Genomic DNA, 16,642 nt, shown 5'->3' with positions numbered 1-16,642 from the left:
AGTTAGCCGCCGCTTAGGGCAATCTTGGACCCATGGGCACTGCACCGTATGGAGTTCGGCTGCTGGTCGGCGCGGCAACAGTCGCTGTCGAGGAGACCATCAGGCTGCCGAAAACCATCCTGATGTACCCGATGACACTGGCCAGCCAAGCGGCGCACATCGTGATGCGCTTTCAACAGAACCTCGCCGAGCTGGCAATCAAGGGCGACAGCACCCTCGAATCGATCTTCCCGCCCAAGGACGAGAAGCCGGAATGGGCGACCTTCGACGAGGACATCAACGACGCGATCGACAGCGCCTACCTCCCCGCGCAAGACGGCGGCGAGGGCGAGCGCCGGGCCGAGGGCCGGTTCGCGCTGTACTCGGTGGCCGACGCGCACGAAGATGCCGGCGCGCTGACCACGTCCGCCCGCCAATCCAAGAAGCCGGCCGCCAATGCCTCGGTTCCGCAACCGGAGGTGGTCACCGAGCTGGACTACTCGTCGTTGACGCTGGCGCAGCTGCGCGCCCGTCTGCAATCGCTGAGTGTGGATGACCTCGAAGCCCTGCTGGCCTACGAGCAGGCCACGAAGGGCCGCGCACCGTTCCAGACGCTGCTCGCCAACAGGATCACCCGCGCGAACGCGAAGTGACCCCGGCCGTTACCTCCGAACCGAACTCCGCCGAGAACCCTTTTCCGGTGCGCGCGGTGGCCATTCGGGTCGCGGGTTGGATCGACAAGCTCGGCACCGTCTGGGTCGAGGGCCAGCTTGCCCAGATCTCGATGCGGCAGGACTCCAAAACCGTGTTCATGGTGCTGCGTGACCCGGCCGCCGACATGTCGCTGACCGTGACGTGCCCGCGCGACCTGGTGCTTGCCGCGCCGGTGAAGCTGGCCGAAGGCACGCAGGTGGTGGTGCGCGGCAAGCCGTCGTTCTACACGGGCCGGGGCACATTCTCGTTGCGGCTCACCGAGATTCGCGCTGTCGGTGTGGGCGAGCTGCTGGCCCGCATCGATCGGCTGCGCCGGCTGCTGGATGCCGAGGGGCTCTTCGATCCTCGACTCAAGCGACCGATCCCCTTCTTGCCCAACAAGATCGGATTGATCACCGGCCGGGCCAGCGCCGCCGAACGCGACGTGACCACTGTTGCGGCCGCACGCTGGCCCGGGGTGCGCTTCGCGGTGCGCAACACCGCCGTGCAGGGACCCAATGCCGTCGCCCAGATCGTCGAATCGCTGGGCGAACTCGATCGCGACGCCGAGGTCGACGTGATCGTGATCGCCCGCGGCGGGGGCAGCGTGGAGGACCTGCTGCCGTTCTCCGACGAGACGCTGTGCCGCGCCATCGCGGCGTGCCGCACCCCGGTGATCAGTGCGGTCGGCCACGAACCCGACAACCCGCTGTGCGATCTGGTCGCCGATTTGCGCGCCGCGACCCCCACCGACGCGGCGAAGAAGGTGGTGCCCGATACCGCCGCCGAGCAGCGGCTGATCGACGACCTGCGCCGGCGCAGCGCACACGCGTTACGCAACTGGGTGTCCCGCGAGCAACGGGCGCTGGCCCAGATTCGCAGCCGCCCGGTGCTGGCCGAGCCGCTGGCGGCGTTGACGGCGCGCGCCGACGAGGTTCACCGCGCCCGATCGGCGATCCGGCGTGACATCACGCGGCTGGCCGCCACCGAGACCGAACGCGTCGGCCACCTGAGCGCCAGGCTGGCGACGTTGGGGCCGGCGGCCACGCTGGCCCGCGGTTATGCCATCGTGCAAACCACCGTGCAAGCCATCGGGGCGACGAACCGCGTGCTCCGTTCGGTCGACGACGCACCGGCCGGCACGCGGCTGCGGGTGCGGGTGGCCGACGGCGCCGTGGCCGCGGTGAGCGAGGGACGCGGCGATGGCGCGTAAAAGCGACGGCGCGGACGACTCCAGCACCCCAGCGGAGGGCGAATCGATTACACCTATTAGTCACCTGGCTTATGAGGCGTGCCGGGACGAACTGATCGAAGTCGTGCGGGCGCTCGAGCAAGGCGGCTTGGACTTAGACGAGTCGCTGAAATTGTGGGAAAGAGGCGAACAGCTGGCTAAACGCTGCGAAGAACACTTAGCTGGCGCCCGCAAGAGAATCGAAGACACGCTGGCGGCCGGCGACACCGACGACACCTGAATTCGGGGTCGCGGAGGGTCGAATCGAAAATTTCTTCCCAAACTGGAACACGTTTCAGTTATGCTTTCGGCCATGGGTGATGCATCACTGACGGCCGAACTCGGCCGCGTCCTGGTCACCGGGGGCTCCGGATTCGTCGGCGCCAACCTGGTGTCCACCTTGCTCGACCGTGGACATCAGGTCCGCTCCTTCGACCGTGCGCCCTCGCCGCTGCCTCCACATCCGCAACTTGAGGTACTGCAGGGCGACATCACCGACACGGCCGTGTGCGCCCAAGCGGTCGACGGCATAGACACCGTCTTCCACACCGCGGCGATCATCGACCTGATGGGCGGCGCCTCGGTGACCGACGAGTACCGGCAGCGCAGCTTCGGGGTCAACGTCGGGGGAACCGAGAACCTGGTCCGGGCCGGGCAGGCCGCCGGGGTGCAGCGCTTCGTCTACACCTCGTCGAACAGCGTCGTCATGGGCGGCCAGAACATCGCCGGCGGCGACGAGACGCTGCCCTACACCAACCGGTTCAACGACCTCTACACCGAGACAAAGGTGATCGCCGAACGATTCGTCTTGGGCCAGAACGGCGTTGACGGCCTGTTGACGTGTGCGATTCGCCCCAGTGGCATCTGGGGCCGCGGCGACCAAACGATGTTCCGCAAGCTGTTCGAAAGCGTGATCGCCGGCCACGTCAAGGTGCTGATCGGGCGCAAGTCGGCCCGGTTGGATAACTCCTACGTGCACAACCTGATTCACGGTTTCATCCTGGCGGCGCAACACCTGACGCCCGGCGGCACCGCGCCCGGCCAGGCCTACTTCATCAACGATGCCGAGCCGATCAACATGTTCGAGTTCGCCAGGCCGGTGGTCGAGGCCTGCGGGGAGAGGTGGCCGCGGGTCCGGGTGAACGGCCCCATGGTGCGTGCGGCGATGACGGGTTGGCAGCGGCTGCATTTTCGGTTCGGGATACCGGCGCCGCTGCTCGAGCCGCTCGCCGTCGAGCGGCTGTATCTGGACAATTTCTTCTCGATCGCGAAAGCCTCCCGCGATCTCGGGTATCAACCCCTGTTCAATACCGAGCAGGCCCTGTCGGAATGCCTGTCGTACTACGTCGAGATGTTCGGCGAAATGAAGCGACAGGCCCTGGCGGACAAGGCATCCGCCTAGCGAAAGCTGACCATCTCGCTGCCCCACGCGGCACGGATGTTGGCATCGACGTCGTGCGCCAGGGCGTCACGGCGATCGATGATCAGGCAGGAGCGCTCGTCCGTATACGGCGTCCATTGCGGCTCACCGGTGGGGCCCGCGGGCGTGGCGTTCGCGGCGAAATTGATCCATCGGGTCCGCACCCTCTTGGACACCGCCTTGGCGGACTTGGTGCCGCCCAGCATCAGCGTCGGATCCTTGGGCGCACCGAGATTGCCCCAGACGTAAGGCAATTCGGTGGCATGCGCGGCCCCGATCGTGAGCTTCAGCAATGGGGTGGCGTAATCGAACCGGTAGAGATACACCGGTGCCACGCGGGCGTGCCCCTCGGCGAGCCACACCGACGGCATCCGGAAGCCGACGTCCGTCGCGATGCTCAAACTCCTAGCCCTGCGCCGCAATCCCGAATACGTTGAGACGATCTCCTCTTCGGTGGGCAACTGCAGATCGGGCTGCTCGGCGGCGATCTGGTTGAACAACGACGTGATCGCTCTCGGAGTGATCGGCATCAGCGGCGATCTCAGCAACCGGAAGAGCATCGCCTCGTGCTTGTTGGTGCCGATGATCAGCGGGACCGGATGTGAGCGGCCCTCTTGCGCCCGCTTGACCGGGTAGTCGGTCAGAACGTCGCCGTCGACGATCGGGACGAACGCCAGCGTCCCCGGGTTGCGCACCGGCACGTCGTCGAACACCCGTTGCGACGCGGCCAGGATCGCCGCCGTCGGGATCTCCACCAGCCGTTGAGATTCCGACGGGGTGATTCCGAGCCGGTCGAGGAATGCCCTCGCCACCCGCCCCGCACGCTCGCGGTCGTACACCGAAGTGGCCGGCGAGCTTTGCGCGATCGCCCGAGCGAACAGACCTTCGGCCGCGGGGCTGGCCAGCAGCGTGGTGACGATGGCGGCACCCGCCGACTCGCCGAACAGCGTCACCCGCCGCGGATCGCCGCCGAAGGCAGCGATGTTGTCGCGCACCCACTCCAGCGCCGCCAGCACGTCGCGCAGCCCGACGTTCGAGTCGAAACGCGGGCCCGCGGTGTCCAACGATGACAGGTCGAGAAAGCCAAGCGCCCCGAGCCGATAGTTGACGGTCACCACCACCACGTCGCCGCGGCTGACCAGTCTGCGGCCGTCATAGAGCGTCTGGCTGCTCGACCCCAGGACGTAGGCGCCGCCGTGCACCCACACCATCACCGGCTTGGCGTCATCCGGCTTGGTGCCAGAGGACGCCCAGACGTTGAGCCGCAGGCAATCTTCACCCTGCGGCGCACCCAAATCTATTGGCAGGTTGGGAAATACCGGTTGCGGGCAGGCAGGCCCGAAGGCGGTGGCATCGGCGACCTCGGCGCACGGCGCGGGCGGTTCGGGCGCGCGGAACCGCAGCTCACCGACGGGCGCGGCCGCATACCGCAGGCCTTTCCACGCCTTGACGCCCTCCTCTTGCCCGCCCCGGACCGGGCCGTAGCTGGTTTCGACCACGAGGTCGTCGATTGCCATGCGCGCGCGAAATCTCCTGAGGAACCTAGAAAAGGCGTTGCGTGAGGAACTCGACCACGCGCTTGCGGGCTTGGTAGGCGGGGTGGCCGTCGACCTCGCGGACCTCGTCGGTGAGCACCGAGTGCGCCATCTTGCCGAAGCCGTGCTGATTGCCGGGGCTCGAATCGATGTCGATCACCTCGAAGGCGTCGCCGAGGCGTTCCTTGAGCGTCACGAACCGCTCGCGCGGTACCGCCTTGTCCTCGCTGAACCGCAGCCCCATCGCGCACAGGCCGTCGTTGGCGCACCGATCGGCCACGGCGGCCAGTTCTGATTCGCTCAGGCCGGGATCGCGACGGCGCGCGGCTCCCAGCGGAAACGGGACCGACGGCTGCGAAAGCACCGGCGCCAGCACGCTGTCGTCGACCGCGGCCGCCAGCGCGAACCCGCCGGTGAAGCACTGGCCGATCACGCCGACGCCCTTGCCGGGCGTCGACGCGTTGAGATCACGGGCCAGCGCACGCAGGAACAGCGACACCGGCCGCTGCTTGTTCAACGCGAACGCCGCGAATTCCCTTGCCACACATGCCCGCCCGATCGTACTGGCGATGTAGCCGGCCGTCTTGGCCTTGCCCGGCTCGCCGAACAAAGACGGCATGGCGACGGTGAAGCCGTTGTCTACCAGGTGATTACCCAGGGCTAGCACACCGGGGTGGATTCCGGGAATCTCGGGGATCAGCACCACACCCGGGCCACTGCCCTTGCGGTAGACGTCATGGGTGTATCCCTCACCGCTGAACGGTGCCGCCGACCATCCGGACAGATCAGCCTCTGGTGCAGTCACGTTGACAGGATCCCTTTGCTCGCGCGGGTGAGCTAGCGGCTCGGCAAAGGCGGTTGCGATTGCGTCGCCGACGCCAGCGTACGGAACTGATCGGTGTTTCCGGCGCCGGTTATCGCAATTTGGGTGGCGCCGCCGGGAGCGTTGAGTCGGGTCGTCCATACCGGCTCGGCGTCCGCGCCGTCTTGGCCGGAACCTTGATAGACCACCCAGCTGGTTCCGCTGACATCGACCGCTCCGGTCGGGTAGGCCGACGGGTGGATCGAATTGACGAGCTTGTCCTCGTCGGCGTTGCTCTGGGTCAGGCTCAGATACATCCCGGTCGGACTGATGTAGCCGACGACCGAGATGGGCGCGTTCACCCGTTGACCGCTCGCCGGGTCGGTCCGTCCGCCCTGGATGCCGCCGCGGTGGCCGGAGTTGGCCTGCCAGCCCGCGGGAAGCCGCGGTTGCCGGACCGGAAAGCCGAGCGCGGACGCGTCGGCACGCAGGGCCGCGCCGGCGTCATACGACGGGGCGGGGCCCTGGTGGCTGCCCAGCTGAAAGGAGCACATGCCCAGCATGCCGGCCAGCACAACGCACCCGATGACCAGCGGAATCAGGGACCAGAACATGTCCCGGCCGTCCTGCAACAGCCGGGGCTTCGCCGGCCTGGGAGCGGGTCCGGCCTGCGGAGACGGCGCGCCGGCCACGTTCCCATCGAGCTGGGCATTCAGCGGCGGCTCCTCCGTCATCCTCCAAGTATCCCAGTTCCAGCGGACCGATCCGCTTCTGGGACAATCGACAACCATGACAGTTGAGGGCGACCGCTCGACCGCCGCCGCCGGCCAGGCCTCAGCGCAGGGCCGACCGCGTGGTGAGGCTCCGGACCGCAACCTGGCTTTGGAACTGGTGCGGGTCACCGAGGCCGGCGCCATGGCCGCCGGTCGCTGGGTAGGACGCGGCGACAAAGAGGGCGGCGACGGGGCGGCCGTCGACGCGATGCGCGAGCTGGTCAACACCGTGTCGATGCGCGGCGTCGTCGTCATCGGCGAGGGCGAGAAGGACCACGCTCCGATGCTCTACAACGGCGAGGAGGTCGGCAACGGCGACGGCGCGGAGTGCGACTTCGCGGTGGACCCGATCGATGGCACCACGCTGATGAGCAAGGGCATGCCCAACGCCATCTCGGTGCTGGCGGTGGCCGACCGGGGCGCGATGTTCGACCCGTCGGCGGTGTTCTACATGAACAAGATCGCCGTCGGGCCAGAGGCCGCGCACGTGCTCGACATCACCGCCCCGATCTCCGAGAACATCAAGGCCGTCGCCAAGGTCAAGGCGCTGTCGGTGCGCGACATGACCGTGTGCATCCTGGACCGGCCGCGGCACGCCAAGCTGATCGAGGACGTGCGGACCACCGGGGCGCGGATCCGGCTGATCACCGACGGCGACGTCGCCGGTGCGATCTCGGCCTGCCGGCCGCACTCGGGCACCGACATGCTGGCCGGGATCGGCGGCACGCCCGAAGGCATCATCGCCGCCGCCGCGATCCGCTGCATGGGCGGCGCCATCCAGGCGCAGCTGGCTCCCACGGACGACGACGAACGCCAGAAGGCCATCGACGCGGGCTACGACCTGGATCAGGTGCTGACCACCGAGGACCTGGTGTCCGGCGACAACGTGTTCTTCTGCGCCACCGGGGTCACCAACGGCGATCTGCTCAAGGGCGTGCAGTACTACCCCGGCGGCTGCACCACGCAGTCGATCGTCATGCGGTCCAAGTCGGGAACGGTCCGGATGATCGAGGCCTACCACCGGCTTTCGAAACTCAACGAGTACTCCGCCATCGACTTCACCGGCGACACCTCCGCCGCCTATCCCCTGCCCTGACCGACCGAGAGCGAGGACGCCACTCAATGGCCGCTGACGACACCGAGTACCGCATCGAGCACGACACCATGGGCGAGGTCCGTGTGCCCGCAAAAGCGTTGTGGCGCGCCCAAACCCAACGCGCGGTCGAGAACTTCCCGATCTCGGGTCGCGGCCTGGAGCGCACCCAGATCCGCGCGTTGGGCTTGCTGAAGGGCGCTTGCGCGCAGGTCAATAAGGACCTCGGGCTGCTGGCGCCCGAGAAGGCCGACGCGATCATCGCCGCGGCGGCCGAGATCGCCGACGGCCAGCACGACGACCAGTTCCCCATCGATGTCTTCCAGACCGGTTCGGGCACCAGCTCCAACATGAACACCAACGAGGTGATCGCCAGCATCGCCGCCGCCAACGGTGTCACGGTGCACCCCAACGACGACGTCAACATGTCGCAGTCGTCGAATGACACCTTCCCCACCGCAACCCACATCGCCGCCACCGAGGCCGCCGTGCGTCATCTGATCCCGGCGCTCGAGGTGCTGCACGACGCCCTGGCCGGCAAGGCTCGCGAGTGGCACACCGTGGTCAAGTCGGGCCGTACCCACCTGATGGACGCCGTCCCGGTGACGCTCGGTCAGGAATTCAGCGGATACGCCCGGCAGGTCGAGGCGGGGATCGAACGAGTACGCGCCACGTTGCCGCGACTGGGTGAACTGGCGATCGGTGGCACCGCGGTCGGCACCGGCCTGAACGCTCCCGACGGTTTCGGCGCGAAGGTGGTCGAAACGCTGGTCGCCTCCACCGGCCTGAGCGAATTGCGCACGGCGGCAAACTCGTTCGAGGCACAGGCGGCGCGCGACGGGCTGGTCGAGGCTTCCGGCGCGCTGCGCACCATCGCGGTGTCGCTGACCAAGATCGCCAACGACGTTCGCTGGATGGGGTCGGGCCCGCTGACCGGCCTCGCCGAGATCCAGCTGCCCGACCTCCAGCCGGGCAGCTCGATCATGCCCGGCAAGGTGAATCCCGTTCTGCCCGAGGCCGTTACGCAGGTCGCCGCGCAGGTGATCGGCAACGATGCCGCCGTCGCGTGGGGCGGTGGCAACGGCGCGTTCGAGCTCAATGTCTACATCCCGATGATGGCCCGCAACGTCCTCGAGTCCTTCAAGCTGCTGACCAACGTGTCGAAGCTGTTCGCCGAGCGTTGCATCACCGGGCTGGCCGCCAACGTCGAACACCTCCGCGAGCTGGCCGAGTCGTCGCCGTCCATCGTGACGCCGCTGAACTCGGCGATCGGCTACGAGGAGGCCGCCGCGGTGGCCAAACAAGCGCTCAAGGAGCGCAAGACGATTCGGCAGACCGTGATCGATCGCGGCCTGATCGGCGACAAGTTGTCGATCGACGAACTCGACCGGCGGCTTGACGTGCTGGCGATGGCCAAGGTCAAGCCCGAAGACTGAACCGGCCGTCATCCGGTGACGGCTGTGGTCGACGAGAGTAAGGGTGGTTTTCCATGACGGCTCCTCCCGGCGGTCCCTACGGCCAGGGACCCTACGGAACCAATCCGTATGGGCAGGACCCGAATTGGGGCGGCCAGCCGCAGGGCGGTACCGGCCCCTACCCGCAAGGCGGTCCGGGACCCTACCCGCCGGGCGGTCCCGGTCCTTACCCGCAAGGCGGTCCATACGCGTACCCACCGGGTGGCGCGTACCCCTACCCCCCGCCCGGTGGCGCCCCCTACCAGCAGTATCCCCAACCCGGACAGCAGTTTCCGCCGGGCGGCCCGGGCGGGCCCTACCCCCCGGGGCCGCCGCCGGGTGGTCGCGGCTCGAAGCTGCCGTGGCTGATCGTCGCCGGTCTGGTCGTGCTCGCGGTCATCGCGCTGGTGGTGACGCTGTTGGTGATGCGCGGCGGCCATGACAACAAGCCGGCCACGGCGCCCTCGACAACGAGCACCTCGGTCTCGCAGCCGAAGAACTCTGCGCAGAACGCGACCGATTGCACCCCGAACGTGTCCGGTGGCGAGATGCCACGGACCGACTCGCTTGCCGCGGGCAAACTTTCGTTCCCGGCCAGCGCCGCGCCGGGCGGGTGGACGGTGTTCTCCGACGACCAGGGCCCGAACCTGATCGGCGGACTGGGAGTTGCCCAGGACGTGCCCGGGGCCAATCAGTGGATGATGACGGCGGAGGTCGCCGTCACCAATTTCGTTCCCAGCATGGACCTTTCGGCCCAAGCCACGAAGTTGATGCAATGCATCGTCGCGGGCCCCGGATACGCGAACGCGCAGCCTACGCTCGGACCGACGAAGTCTTCGTCGATCACCGTCGACGGCACCAAGGCCGTGCGGGTCGACGCCGACGTCACGATCGCCGACCCCAGTCGCAACGTCAAGGGCGATTCGGTCACCATCATCGCCGTCGACACCAAGCCGGTCACCGTCTTCATCGGCAGCACACCCATCGGCGATGCCGCTTCGGCCGATCTCGTCGGCAAAATCATTGCCGCGCTGAAGGTCTCCAAGTCCTGACGCAGGTCGGCCGGCTAGCCCGCCGAGCCCGTCGGCGCCGAGACGTGGGTGGCCTCGGATCGTCCGCGCAGTACCGTGGAATAGCACTCGGCCCACTGCGCGCGCTCGGCCTCGCCCGCGGCGTCGACGGCGCCCGCCGAGCACAGGATCCGCCGGTCGGAGGTTTTGGCGAGGTCGGCCAGTCGCGCGGCTTCGTTGACGGCGTCACCGATCACGGTGTATTCGTACCGGTTTTCGGCGCCGACGTTTCCGGCGAACACCCGCCCCGCCGAGACGCCGATGCCGAAATCGACCGGCAGCCGTCGCAATTGGGAGCCCAGCGCACGGGCGGTCGCCAGGGCCGATGAGGCCGGCTCGTCGGCCGGCAGCGGCACCCCGAAGACGGCCAGCGCGGCATCGCCGGCGAACTTGTTGACCAGCCCGTGATATTCGTCGACGGCGTTCACGACGATGCGGAAGAAGTCGTTGAGCACCTCCGCGACCTCTTGCGGGGGGCGGCTTTCCGCGAGCCTGGTGGATTCCACCAGGTCGATGAAAAGCACGGCCGCCTCGACCACGTCGCCCGACAGGGATGCGCCCTCGTTGAGGGCGCGCTGCGCGACGTCGGCCCCGACGTGACGCCCGAACAGGTCGCGTATCCGGTCCCGCTCAGCGAGCCCCGCCACCATCCGATTGAATCCCGTTTGTAATCGCCCGATCTGGGAGCGTTCGTAGGCGCCGACATAGGTGTCCATGCGGCCGTGCTCGACCTCGGCCATCGCGTCGACGACCTCGCCAATCGGATCCGAGATCGACCGCGACGTCAAGATCATGGTGGGCAGTCCCAGCACCAGCGCCGCCAGCGACACCACCAGAATCGGCACGTCCAGCGACGCCGACTTCTCGATCAGCCACCCGTACGAGCGCAGAACGACCATCGTCGCAATGACCGCGATGGGAAATGCGCTGCACAGAAACCACAGCAGGACCAGGCGGGCATACACGCTCGGCACCGCGAGCCGCGGCTCGGCGCCCAACGTGGCGGCGCGCATGATGGGTCGCAGGGTGCGCTGCGCGATCAGCATCCCGGTGCCGGCCGCGGCCGATCCGCCGAGCAGCACGCCGAGCACGATCGGCAGCAGAAGCTGCGGTCTGTCAGTGAGATTCAACAAGATGAAGATCCCGCCGGTCAGCGCCCAGGACGTCACCAGGATCGCCGACTGGCGCCCGGCCAGCTTCATCACGGCTTCGCGTTGCTGCGGGGTGGGGTCGTCGCCCGCGACGAACCAGCGCACTGTGGGAGCCAGGCTGATGGCGCCGGCCACCGCGACACTGACGATGCCCAGCACGACGAGCAACACCACCGGTACCGTGTTCTGCCGCGCGAAGTCGGCGTTGGCGCCGACGGAAGTGTGGCCCCGCAGCGGAATCAAGATGGCGGCCGCTTCGACGACGGCCAGGACGTAGGACAGGCTCAGGTCGAACCCGTACTGGATCAACCACCGCCGAACAGACTTTCGTTGCCCCGTGGCACGTTGCCGCGCCTGGCCACGCCATGACGGCGGGAGCCGATCCCGAAGCCAGCCCACGGTGATCATGTAGAGGTAGGTTCGAAATCCGTGCTAGGCACCGTTGTTCGGCCCTCCGGAGTTCTGCCCCGGGATGTCGGTGATCGGGAAGTTGGGCATCGGTTTCGGCGAGGGGGTGTTGGGCAGCGTGGGGATGTCGCCGGGCGGGATGTCGTGCAATGCGTTGACGGGCGGACCGTTCTCCCGGCCGCCGTAACTGCTGCCAGGGGCGCGTGGCCCCAGCAGGTCGCTGACCGTCACCAGCCGGTAGCCGTTGGCCTTGAGCACCGGAATGAACTGGTACACCAAGTCGACGGTGCTCGAGTACGTGTTATGGAACAACACCACCGAGCCCGGCTTGAGGTAAGTCATCAACATGTAGCGTGTCGCGGCCGTGTTCGAGTCGTTCGCCCAATCGAAAGGGATGACATCCCAGAGGATTTCGGCCAGCCCGAACTGGCCGGCGGTCTGTCGGACCACCGGATCGGACAGCCCCCCGGCGGGGCGATACAGGTTCGGGGTGCGCCCGGTCGCGGCGGTGATCGCGTCGTTGGCCTTGGCGAACTGGGCGGCGATGTCTTCGCGTGGGATCGTGGTCATGTTGGGGTGTTCCCAGGTGTGGCTGCCGATTTCCATCCCCGCGTCGGCAATGCGCTTGGCACCCGCGGGGTTGGCGGCCACCTTGTTGCCGATCAGGAAGAAGGTGGCCTTGGCGTCGTTCTGCTTCAGGATCTGCAGCAGTCGCTCATCGAACGGCCCCGGCCCGTCGTCGAAGGTCAACGCGACGCACTTGACGACCGAGCAGCTCAGATCGTCGGCGCGCGTCACGTGGCCCGTCAGCCCGCCGATCACCAGCACCGCGACGGCAGCCGCCACGCCGACAACCGTGCGCCAGTAGCGCCAGGCTTGGGTGTCGGGTCGTTTCGCCACCGCAGAAGTTTATCGAAGACGCCATTACCCGGGTTCGAGCGCGCTGGTCAGGCGCCCTCACTGTGGGCCGGCGATCTCCTCGAGCATCTCGGTGACCAGGGCCGCGATCGGCGATCGCTCGCTGCGCAGCAGGGTGATGTGGGCGAACAGCGGGTGGCCCTTGAGCTTCTCGATCACGGCCGCGACGCCGTCGTGGCGGCCGACGCGCAGGTTGTCGCGCTGCGCGATGTCGTGGGTCAGCACCACCCGCGATCCGGTGCCCAACCTGGACAGCACGGTCAGCAGCACGTTGCGCTCCAGCGACTGCGCCTCGTCGACGATGACGAACGAGTCGTGCAGCGACCGGCCCCGGATGTGGGTCAGCGGAAGCACTTCGAGCATGCCGCGGGACAGCACTTCCTCCAGCACCGCCGGGCTGGCCAGGCCCTCGAGGGTGTCGAAGACGGCCTGCGCCCACGGGCCCATCTTCTCGCTCTCGCTGCCGGGCAGATATCCCAGCTCCTGGCCGCCGACGGCGTAGAGCGGGCGGAAGACGACCACCTTGCGTTGGGTGCGCCGCTCCAGCACCGCCTCCAAACCGGCGCACAACGCGAGCGCCGACTTGCCCGTGCCCGCCTTGCCGCCCAGCGACACGATGCCCACCGATTCGTCGAGCAGCAGGTCGAGCGCCACTCGCTGTTCGGCGGACCGTCCGCGCAGCCCGAACGCCTCGCGGTCGCCGCGCACCAGCTGGACGCGTTTGTCCGCGTTCACCCGGCCCAGCGCATGAGAGCTGCCGCCGAGCAGCCGAACACCGGTGTGGCAGGGCAGGTCTCGCGCTTCCACCAGATCGATCTCGCCGTCGGTGAACAGGGCGTCGATGTCTTCGGTGGCGGTCTCGATCTCGCGCATCCCCGACCATCCGGACGCGACCACGTCCTGCGCGTGGTATTCGTCGGCGGCCAGCCCCACCGCGGCGGCCTTGACCCGGAGCGGAATGTCTTTGCTGACCAACGTAACTCGTTTGCCTTCGGCCGCGAGGTTGGCGGCGCAGCTCAGGATCCGGGAGTCGTTGCTGTCGTTGCGGAAGCCGCTGGGCAGCACCGTCGGGTCCGTGTGGTTGAGCTCGACGTGCAACGAACCACCCTGCGCCCCAACGGGAATGGGCTGATCCAGCCGTCCGTGCACCAGCCGAAGGTCGTCGAACAGCCGCAGCGCCTGGCGGGCGAACCAGCCCAGCTCGTGGTGGTGGCGTTTGGCCTCCAGCTCGCTGATCACCACCAACGGAACAACCACCTCGTGTTCGGCGAACCGGCTGCACGCCCAGGGGTCGGACAGCAGCACGGAAGTGTCGATCACGTAGGTCCGGATATCGGTCACGTAGCGCTCCTCGAGCGGGATGAGCCCGCGCGGACCCGCACAGGCATGTCGACGGGAACCGCAGCACCAGGACCGGGGCCGGTCCTTCCGTTGTGGTGACGGGAGGTGCCGCCCTGGCAGCAGAGCATGACGCTGACCATCGAGAACGACGCTACTCCGGTGGCCGCGTGCCCGCTGTGCAGGCGCGCCGACGTGGCGAGCCGCGACCACCTTCATGCGGTGGCCGGTATCGAGAGATGCGCGCGTTCAGCCGACGACGAACTGCCGCAGTTGGGGGTCGTCCGCGACCCCCCATGCGGTGATGCGGTCGGAGATCGCCTGGCGCAGTTGCTCAGGACCGAAAACGCCTGCCTTCTCGACGTTCTGCACCTTGTCCACGTACGCGTCGATGTCGGCGCCGGGCACCTGCAGGTCGGCCGCGCGGGCGGCGATCGCCGCGATCGTCTCGTCGCGGGTGTACTCGAGGCAGTGCGCGACGAGGTTCGAGAAGAAGACTTCGTGGCGCCGCTCGTCGCGGGCGATCCGGTCGATGAGGCCGGCCAGGATGGGTTCCTCGAGTTGCGCGGCCAGGTTCTCGCAGAACACCGCGTGGGTGCGTTCGACGAACGCCATGTGCACCAGGGTTTCCACCTGCGAGTAGGTGTCGGCGCGGTAGCCCTTCATGACGTACTGGACGCGGGCCTCTTCGTTGGCGGTCGGATCGACCTCTCGGGTCACCACCAGATACTCACGCAGCGCGATCGCGTGCAGGTGCTCCTCGGCGGTCCACCGGCCCAGCCAGCGGCCCCAGTAGTCCTCCAGGATGAAGTGCTCTACCAGCTCGCGGTGGTGCGCGGCGAGGTTGTCCTTGAGCAGGAGCAGGATCTCGCAGGCGTCGGTCAACGGCCTCGGCAGCGTCATCGACGACGAATCCCAGTCGCGTCCACCCAGGAAGGCGAAGTTCTCGCCCCGGTCGAACGGCACGTAGTCGTGCGCGAACCAGATTTCTTCGGTGGACAGGTGGCGGTCGATGTTCGCTTCGACGACCGGCTCGAGTTCCAGGGTCAGCGCGTTAGCGACAGGTCTTTCGGCCATGAGATAACTGTAACCCGCGTACACAGGTTCATGAAATCGACCGGGCCGTGTCGCGCCAACTGGTGACTTTCGTCCCCGAGCGCGCCGTCCGGCCGGGCTCCACTCCCACAGGCCCCTCGTACGGCGGAAACCTACAGCGCGAGGCCGGGGTAGAGCGGGTTGGCGTCCAACAGTTCGGCCGCGGCCGCGCTGACCCGTTCGACGGTGCCATCGGCCAGCGAGTACTTGGCCTTGGAGGTGCCTTCCGGCTTCGTGTTGGACAGAACGTCGACCATCAGCTCGGCCACCCGGTCGAAGTCGGCCGGACCGAAGCCGCGGGTGGTGAGCGCCGGGCTGCCGAGCCGGATACCGCTGGTGTACCAGGCGCCATTGGGGTCGGCGGGGATGGCGTTGCGGTTGGTGACGACGCCGGCGTCCAACAGGGCCGACTCGGCCTGGCGCCCGGTCAAGCCGAACGATGTGACGTCGAGCAGCACGAGGTGGTTGTCGGTGCCGCCAGTGACCAGCTGAGCATCGCGCTTGAGGAAGCCGTCGGCCAGGGCCTGGGCGTTGTCCGCAACCCGCTGCGCGTAGGCCTGGAACGCGGGCTGCCTCGCCTCGGCGAGCGCGACGGCCTTGGCCGCCATCACGTGTGACAGTGGCCCGCCGAGCACCATCGGGCAGCCCTTGTCGACCGCGTCGGCGTATTCGGGTTGGCACAGGATGAGGCCGCCGCGCGGACCGCGCAGCGACTTGTGCGTCGTCGTGGTCGTGACGTGGGCGTGCGGCACCGGATCCTCGTCGCCTGTGAACACCTTGCCCGCCACCAGCCCGGCGAAATGCGCCATGTCCACCATCAGGGTGGCACCGACCTCGTCGGCGATCTCACGCATCGTCGCGAAGTTGACCCGGCGCGGGTAGGCGGAGTAGCCCGCCACGATCACGAGCGGCTTGAACTCGCGCGCGGCGGCCGCGACGGCGCCGTAGTCGATGAACCCGGTGTCGGGGTCGGTGCCGTAACTGCGCTGGTGGAACATCTTGCCGGAGATGTTGGGCCGGAAGCCGTGGGTCAGGTGGCCGCCGGCGTCCAGCGACATGCCTAACAGGCGCTGGTTGCCCAACTTGTTGCGCAGCTTCTCCCAGTCCGCCTCGGACAAGTCGTTGACGTGCTTGACGCCGGCGTCGGCCAGGCCCGGCGCCTCGACCCGGGTAGCCAAGATCGCCCAGTACGCAACGAGGTTGGCGTCGATGCCCGAGTGCGGCTGCACGTAGGCGTGCGGCGACCCGAACAGCTCACGAGCGTGCTCGGCGGCGACGCTTTCCACGGTGTCGACGTTCTGGCATCCGGCGTAGAACCGATGTCCGACGGTGCCCTCGGCGTACTTGTCTGACAGCCAGGTCCCCATGGTCAGCAGGACCGCAGGCGACGCGTAGTTCTCGCTGGCGATCAGCTTGAGCGAATCACGTTGGTCGGCGAGCTCTTTGCGCGTCGCCGCGGCGATGCGTGGTTCGACGGACTCGACCACCTGCAGTGCTGCTCGGTAGGCAGCGGTCGCGGTGTCGGCGTATTCGGCGCCCGGTGACGCGGTCGAGATGGCGGTGCGGGTCAAGTCGGCTGACATGAGAACGAGACTAGTCGGCCGACTAACCCCACAGTGAGGGCGCTCGCGCTATCCAGCGCTGACTTTTCGCCAGCCCAGCCGTTCGGCATTTCATCGCTC

At 67.8% G+C, this 16,642-nt stretch carries 15 protein-coding genes; 7 read left to right on the top strand and 8 right to left on the bottom strand.

Translation table 11 applies throughout. The annotated features are described in order from the left end of the window. Positions 1–32 precede the first annotated feature (32 nt). From AC5Y4T_RS16810 to AC5Y4T_RS16795, 4 genes are read left to right on the top strand one after another with little or no spacing between them, the layout of a single operon-like run. A complete protein-coding gene (locus AC5Y4T_RS16810; RefSeq protein ID WP_499950540.1) occupies positions 33–632 on the top strand; it encodes a lipid droplet-associated protein in 600 nt (199 codons plus the stop codon). Then, the gene (gene xseA / locus AC5Y4T_RS16805) at positions 629–1,885 is read left to right on the top strand and encodes an exodeoxyribonuclease VII large subunit (RefSeq protein ID WP_499918337.1); all 1,257 of its coding nucleotides are present in this window, start codon (positions 629–631) and stop codon (positions 1,883–1,885) included. The genes AC5Y4T_RS16810 and xseA overlap by 4 nt, the downstream gene beginning before the upstream one ends. Next, positions 1,875–2,144 (top strand): exodeoxyribonuclease VII small subunit, encoded by a 270-nt coding sequence (locus tag AC5Y4T_RS16800; protein ID WP_499918338.1) that lies wholly within the window; start codon positions 1,875–1,877, stop codon positions 2,142–2,144. Before xseA ends, AC5Y4T_RS16800 begins: the two co-directional genes overlap by 11 nt. A 60-nt stretch (positions 2,145–2,204) precedes the next feature. Beyond that, on the top strand, positions 2,205–3,305 hold the full coding sequence (locus AC5Y4T_RS16795; protein WP_499954374.1) for a 3-beta-hydroxysteroid dehydrogenase: 1,101 nt from the start codon (positions 2,205–2,207) through the stop codon (positions 3,303–3,305). Here the strand turns inward: AC5Y4T_RS16795 and AC5Y4T_RS16790 are convergent. From AC5Y4T_RS16790 to AC5Y4T_RS16780, 3 genes are read right to left on the bottom strand one after another with little or no spacing between them, the layout of a single operon-like run. Further along, entirely contained in the window at positions 3,302–4,840 is a 1,539-nt protein-coding gene (locus AC5Y4T_RS16790) for a carboxylesterase/lipase family protein (RefSeq protein ID WP_499954372.1), read from the bottom strand. The two genes, AC5Y4T_RS16795 and AC5Y4T_RS16790, sit on opposite strands and share 4 nt — an antisense overlap. A gap of 25 nt (positions 4,841–4,865) precedes the next feature. Continuing rightward, positions 4,866–5,663 carry a dienelactone hydrolase family protein gene (locus AC5Y4T_RS16785; protein WP_499954370.1) on the bottom strand — a complete coding sequence of 266 codons (798 nt, stop codon included), beginning with the start codon at positions 5,661–5,663 and terminating at the stop codon, positions 4,866–4,868. 32 nt (positions 5,664–5,695) lie between these two features. Continuing rightward, positions 5,696–6,394 (bottom strand): DUF4245 domain-containing protein, encoded by a 699-nt coding sequence (locus AC5Y4T_RS16780; protein ID WP_499918342.1) that lies wholly within the window; start codon positions 6,392–6,394, stop codon positions 5,696–5,698. Between the two features lie 55 nt (positions 6,395–6,449). On the opposite strand from AC5Y4T_RS16780, the gene glpX reads away from it, so the two are divergent. The 3 genes from glpX to AC5Y4T_RS16765 are packed head-to-tail and all read left to right on the top strand — an operon-like array spanning position 6,450 to position 10,032. Further along, complete coding sequence (gene glpX, locus AC5Y4T_RS16775; protein WP_499918343.1) at positions 6,450–7,529, top strand: class II fructose-bisphosphatase; 1,080 nt, start codon at positions 6,450–6,452, stop codon at positions 7,527–7,529. A 26-nt stretch (positions 7,530–7,555) separates the two neighbouring features. Continuing rightward, positions 7,556–8,962, top strand: a complete 1,407-nt coding sequence (locus AC5Y4T_RS16770) for a class II fumarate hydratase (protein WP_499950535.1) — start codon at positions 7,556–7,558, stop codon at positions 8,960–8,962. A 53-nt stretch (positions 8,963–9,015) separates the two neighbouring features. Continuing rightward, positions 9,016–10,032: a hypothetical protein gene (locus AC5Y4T_RS16765; protein ID WP_499954368.1), complete on the top strand. Its 1,017-nt coding sequence runs from the start codon at positions 9,016–9,018 to the stop codon at positions 10,030–10,032. 14 nt (positions 10,033–10,046) lie between these two features. Here the strand turns inward: AC5Y4T_RS16765 and AC5Y4T_RS16760 are convergent, their stop codons facing one another. The 5 genes from AC5Y4T_RS16760 to AC5Y4T_RS16740 form a co-directional block, all read right to left on the bottom strand. After that, positions 10,047–11,489 carry an adenylate/guanylate cyclase domain-containing protein gene (locus AC5Y4T_RS16760; RefSeq protein ID WP_499954474.1) on the bottom strand — a complete coding sequence of 481 codons (1,443 nt, stop codon included), beginning with the start codon at positions 11,487–11,489 and terminating at the stop codon, positions 10,047–10,049. Between the two features lie 144 nt (positions 11,490–11,633). Further along, the gene (locus tag AC5Y4T_RS16755) at positions 11,634–12,509 is read right to left on the bottom strand and encodes a polysaccharide deacetylase family protein (RefSeq protein WP_499918346.1); all 876 of its coding nucleotides are present in this window, start codon (positions 12,507–12,509) and stop codon (positions 11,634–11,636) included. Positions 12,510–12,566: 57 nt separating this feature from the next. After that, on the bottom strand, positions 12,567–13,868 hold the full coding sequence (gene phoH2, locus AC5Y4T_RS16750) for an RNA 5'-3' helicase PhoH2 (protein WP_499918347.1): 1,302 nt from the start codon (positions 13,866–13,868) through the stop codon (positions 12,567–12,569). A gap of 246 nt (positions 13,869–14,114) precedes the next feature. Continuing rightward, positions 14,115–14,942 carry an acyl-ACP desaturase gene (locus AC5Y4T_RS16745; RefSeq protein ID WP_499954366.1) on the bottom strand — a complete coding sequence of 276 codons (828 nt, stop codon included), beginning with the start codon at positions 14,940–14,942 and terminating at the stop codon, positions 14,115–14,117. Positions 14,943–15,073: 131 nt separating this feature from the next. Then, a complete protein-coding gene (locus AC5Y4T_RS16740) occupies positions 15,074–16,543 on the bottom strand; it encodes a glycine hydroxymethyltransferase (protein ID WP_499954364.1) in 1,470 nt (489 codons plus the stop codon). Positions 16,544–16,642: the final 99 nt, after the last annotated feature.

Source organism: Mycobacterium sp. NGS11 (assembly GCF_059813315.1).
The sequence above is the reverse complement of the archived record's forward strand: the minus strand, read 5'-3'. Positions and strand labels throughout refer to the sequence as shown.